This is a genomic window from Nocardiopsis sp. RV163 (assembly GCF_001029525.1).
Taxonomy (GTDB): domain Bacteria; phylum Actinomycetota; class Actinomycetes; order Streptosporangiales; family Streptosporangiaceae; genus Nocardiopsis; species Nocardiopsis dassonvillei.
The window spans coordinates 1-4,341 of record NZ_LEKI01000263.1 but is presented as its reverse complement, the minus strand read 5'-3'; the positions used below and the strand labels follow the sequence as shown (position 1 = coordinate 4,341).

Here is a 4,341-nt window from a genome sequence, read left to right as displayed (position 1 = left end):
CCAGGGGTGGGGGCCGCCGGGGGAGTCGGCGCGTCCCGGTCCGCCTGTGCGCGGTCCCGTGTCCCGCGGGCTGTGTCCGTGGGGGGCTCGACACGGGACGTACCGCAGGGTAACCACAAACGCGGCATTTCGGCGTGGGGGATCGTACCTCGCCGGTGAAACGCTGAAATATCCGGGTGGTGTGGGCAGTCTGCCATGGGAAGCGAGAATGTCCACCCGTCGGGTGGTCGGTAGGGGTGTTTCCTCCTGTGAAGCCTTGTGACAATAGGGCAAAGGTCACATATGGCGGAGAGTATGGCAGGTCCTGCTCCGGGTGACCGAATCCGCCCTCCCCGGCCCCGGTCGCCGTCGCGAATGTCCGCGTTCGCCCCGCGCTCCGGCGCCGCGCGTACTAGCTTTGTGTGTCGAGGACCGGACACCGAGTGACGGGATGGTGCGCATGGGTCAGCCGCTGGGCGGGGGACCGCTCGCCGTGGAGGCCGCGGTCGCGGGGGTTCCGCTGCTGGTGGTCTGCGCTGCGGCGCTCTACCTGAGCCTGCAGTACCGCCGCTACGGCCGCCCGCACGGCTGGCCGGGCCTGTGCACCGCGGCCGCCCTGGCCACGGGCGTCGGCCTGGCGGCGTACGCGGTCTGGCCGCTGCCCGCCTCCGCCGACGGCCTGTGCGCGGCCCCCCTCGGCGGCGGCCGGTCCGGCCGGGAACTCCTGCCCGAGCCCGGGGAGTCCGGGGTCCTCGCCCTGTTCCTCGCGGTCGGGCTGCTGGCCCGGCACCGCTTCCGCCGAGGCGCCGCGCTCACCGTGCTGCTGGGCGCGGCCCTGGCCGCGGCCGTGGTCACCGTCCGCGCCACCGGGCTCCTGGGCCTGTACCCGTGCGCCTACGCAGGCGCCCCGGCGGGGCTCGTGGCCTGGGGCGCGGTCGCGACCCTGCTCGGCTGGCTGCTCGCCCGGTGGGCGCTCCCGCCCGGGTACGCCCGCGGCTGGCCCGCGGCCGTCGCGGACCGCGCCGTGCCCGGCCCGGTGCGCAGGCTAACCGGGGCCCTGATCGACCTGGGCCTGTGGTGGTTCGGCGCGGTCGCCCTCGCCGTCTGCGCGCAGGCGCTCGGCGCCCCGGGGCCGGGAAGCGGGGCGCGCACGACCGCCCTGCTGTGCCTGGGCGGGGCCCTGGCACTGGTCCCCGCTCTGGCGCGTCGCGACCGCGCCACCCCCGGCGCCGCCTCGGTGCGGCTGGCGCTGTGCGAACGCGGGTACCCGGCCCCGGCGGCCCGTCTGCGGGTTCTGGCGCGCACCTGCCTGCTCCAGGGCCCCGTGGTCGTCCTCGTGGCCCTGGGCCTGCCCTGGTACGCGCTCGCTGTGGCCGCCGCGCACGCCAGCAGCGCCCTGGTCCGGCCCGACGGCGCGGGCGTGGCCGACCTTCTGTGCGGGGTGCGCGTGCGCACCCGCGCCGCCCTGGACGGCGCACTGCCCTCACGCCTGGTCCGCTACTCCGCCCCGCGCGAGGAGCCCGTCAGCGCCAGGCCAGGTAGCCCAGCAGCAGCCCCGTGAAGACCAGGGTCGCTCCCAGGCCGCCGAACAGCACCCGCACGTAGTGCGACAGCCAGGGCGCGGACACGATCCGGGCCCGCTCGGGCGTGTCCGGGTCGTAGGCGACGGTCACGATCTCCCCGGAGCGGGAGGCCGTCCACCCGGTGTTCTCGTGCTCGGCGTGCACCTCGTGACCGTCCTCGGTACGGAACTGCACGATCATCCGGGCGGCCGTGGAGGTCTCGTGGTAGCCGATCACACGTGCCTTGGCGCGCATCCCGTGGCGGCGCAGCCGCAGTTCCAGGCGCGTGTCGCGTGTCACCGCCCAGAGCATGACCACCCCGGCCAGGAGCGGGATCAGGGGGTAGAGGGTGGCCATCGCGCGGTACGTCCTCTCTCAGGTGTCCGGAGTGCTCGTACTGTCGAGGGAGGCGGCGGGGCCGACCAGGCCGCCGACCATGCGTGCCAGCGCCGTGTGGACCTCCTCGACGGGACGCCCGGGCTGGAGCGTCCGCCAGTCCAGCGCCACCGTCACCACCATGCCGAACAGGGCGGACCCCGCCAGGCCGGTGTCCAGGTCCGGTCGCAGCGACCCCTCCGCCGCCAGGTCGTCCAGCAGGCCGGTGATGACCCCGATCGCCTCGGTGCGGATCTGGAGGACCGTGGCGTACCAGGCCCGGTTGGTCCGCCAGGCCTCCGCCATGAGCAGGCGGGCCAGGGACTCGTGCTCGCCGATGAACACCACCCCGGCGCGCAGTACGGCGGCGAGCGCCTCGCGGGGGGCGGCACCGGCCCCGGGAGGGGGAACCGCGCCCTTGAGCGTGTCGGCCAGCCGGGTCACGCCCCACTCCATCAGCGCCGCGTACAGTTCGCCCTTGCCGCCGAAGTTGTAGTAGACGGTGCCCTTGGCCACCCCGGCCCGCTCGGCGATCTCGTCCACGGTCGTCGCGCCGTACCCCTGCTCGGAGATCAGCGTGACCGCGGCCTCGAACAGGCGCCGCCGGGTGGCCTCACGGCGGCCGCTCACGGGGTGGTCGGACGTGCTCGCACTCATCCGCTCCATTCTCGCCCATACTCGTACACGACGCGCCATGTCCGTCACCCCGGCCCGTGTCACAGCTTCAGTGCCGGGTGGAGCGCGCCCATCGTCCACACGCGCTTGCGTTCCACCGTCCACCAGGTGAGCAGCAAAGGCACCACCAGCCACATCGCCATCACCCCGAACGCCGTCCGGACCAGGTCCGGGTCGCCGCCGCCGATCATGTGGCGCAGCGCGGTCACGCCCCAGTGCAGCGGCAGGAACGGCCCCACGGCCTGGAAGAAGGCCGGGCTGGTCTCGATCGGGTACGTTCCGCCCGCCGAGGTCAGCTGGAGCACCAGCAGCGCCAGCGCGACCACCCGCCCCGCCGCTCCGAAGGCCACGTTCAGGTACTGCACCGTCGCGGCGAACGCGGCGGCGGTCAGCACCAGGAAGGCGATCAGCAGCGGCCAGTTCCCCGCTTCCAGGCCAAGCAGCAGGTGCAGGGCGGCCATCATGACCAGCACCTGGCCGACGCCGAGCAGGAGCGGGGCGACCCGCCCGGCCAGCGCCACCCGCCAGGAGGGGGCCGAGGAGGCCAGGGCCCGCGAGGACAGCGCGGGCAGCACCATGAACACCACCATCGCGCCCACCCACAGCGACAGCGGCACGAAGAACGGCGTGAACCCCGTCCCGTAGTCGGGCGCCTCGTTGGAGACGGCGCTGTCCAGCCGCACCGGACGGCTCATCGTCGAGGAGGCGTCGTCTCGCCCCCGCTCGGAGTAGGTGGGAACCTGGTCCGCGCCCTCGTCGAGTCCCCGGGCGAGCTCGCCGGAGCCCGAGGCCAGCTCCTCCAGGCCCGAGTGCAGCTCGTCGGCGCCGCCGCTGAGCTCGCCCAGCCCCTCGTCGAGGTCACCGGCGCCGTCGGTGGACTCCGCCAGCCCGTCGCGCAGCCGCGCGGACCCCTCGGCCAGCTCGGCCAGGCCCTCGTCCAGCTCGTCGGCCCGTTCCCGGGCGTCCTCCGCCTTCTCCGCCATCGCGGGAAGGTCTTCCGAGATCGCGGCGGCCTCCGCGCTCAGCGCGGCCGCGTCCTCGGCGGTCGCGGTGATCGCGTCGCGGTTGTCCTCGACGAACCCGGACGCCGACTCGGCGGTGTCCACGGCTGCCTGGAGGTCGCACAACAGGGTGTACAGGTCGGGGTCCCCGGTCTCCAGCCCGGGGTGTTCCTCCAGGTAGGACGCCAGGCGCCCGTCCACCTCCTCCAGGGCCCCGGTGTCGACCTCCGGCAGCTCCTCCAGGGCCTCGGACAGGGCCGCGGTGACCTCGGCGGCGTTCCCGGCGTGCTCCTGGAGGGAGGGGATGTCCTCCTCCAGCCGGGGCAGCCACTCGTCGGCCAGCGCGTCGAGCTTGTCCACCTGGACCGAGACCTCCTCGGAGGCGGTCGCGGCTCCGTCGGCCAGATCCTGCGAACCGGAGTGCAGCTGGTCGAGGCCCCCGCTGAGCTCCCCGGCACCCGTGTGCGCCTCGTCAGCGCCCCCGGACAGCTCCGAGGACCCCTCCTCGGCCTCGTCAGCGCCGCCGGACAGCTCGTCGGCCCCCTCGGCGGCCTCCTCCGTCCTGCCGTGGATCTCGTTGAACCCGAGGAAGATCTGGTCCAGGTAGCCGTTGATCGCCGACGCCGCGGCGGCCTCCTTGATCTCGCGGAACGCGCTTCCGGCCAGTTGGCGGACGATGAAGCTGTTGGAGTCGTTGTAGTGCGCCTCCAGGGTCGCCGGGGCGGGGGACTCCCGGTCGCGGGAGGGGG

4 protein-coding genes are annotated in these 4,341 nt (G+C 74.3%); 1 reads left to right on the top strand and 3 read right to left on the bottom strand.

Annotated elements, in window-relative coordinates; genetic code table 11:
* The first annotated feature begins 439 nt into the window (after positions 1-439).
* Positions 440-1,540 carry a hypothetical protein gene (locus ABD54_RS25630; protein ID WP_047872121.1) on the top strand — a complete coding sequence of 367 codons (1,101 nt, stop codon included), beginning with the start codon at positions 440-442 and terminating at the stop codon, positions 1,538-1,540.
* On the opposite strand, the gene ABD54_RS25625 is transcribed toward ABD54_RS25630, so the two are convergent.
* The 3 genes from ABD54_RS25625 to ABD54_RS25615 form a co-directional block, all read right to left on the bottom strand.
* Positions 1,503-1,898 carry a DUF3592 domain-containing protein gene (locus tag ABD54_RS25625; protein ID WP_047872120.1) on the bottom strand — a complete coding sequence of 132 codons (396 nt, stop codon included), beginning with the start codon at positions 1,896-1,898 and terminating at the stop codon, positions 1,503-1,505. The two genes, ABD54_RS25630 and ABD54_RS25625, sit on opposite strands and share 38 nt — an antisense overlap.
* Before the next feature lie 18 nt (positions 1,899-1,916).
* Positions 1,917-2,582 carry a TetR/AcrR family transcriptional regulator gene (locus ABD54_RS25620; protein ID WP_047872119.1) on the bottom strand — a complete coding sequence of 222 codons (666 nt, stop codon included), beginning with the start codon at positions 2,580-2,582 and terminating at the stop codon, positions 1,917-1,919.
* Between the two features lie 50 nt (positions 2,583-2,632).
* Positions 2,633-4,341, bottom strand: a 1,709-nt coding sequence (locus ABD54_RS25615; protein ID WP_047872118.1) for a YhgE/Pip domain-containing protein, incomplete at its 5' end; no start/stop codon positions are given.

What these genes read in the sequence shown, in the direction of transcription:
- ABD54_RS25630 (WP_047872121.1), top strand. Translation starts at nt 440, where the DNA reads ATGGGTCAGCCGCTGGGCGGGGGACCGCTCGCCGTGGAGGCCGCGGTC.
- ABD54_RS25625 (WP_047872120.1), bottom strand. Translation starts at nt 1,898, where the DNA reads ATGGCCACCCTCTACCCCCTGATCCCGCTCCTGGCCGGGGTGGTCATG.
- ABD54_RS25620 (WP_047872119.1), bottom strand. Translation starts at nt 2,582, where the DNA reads ATGGAGCGGATGAGTGCGAGCACGTCCGACCACCCCGTGAGCGGCCGC.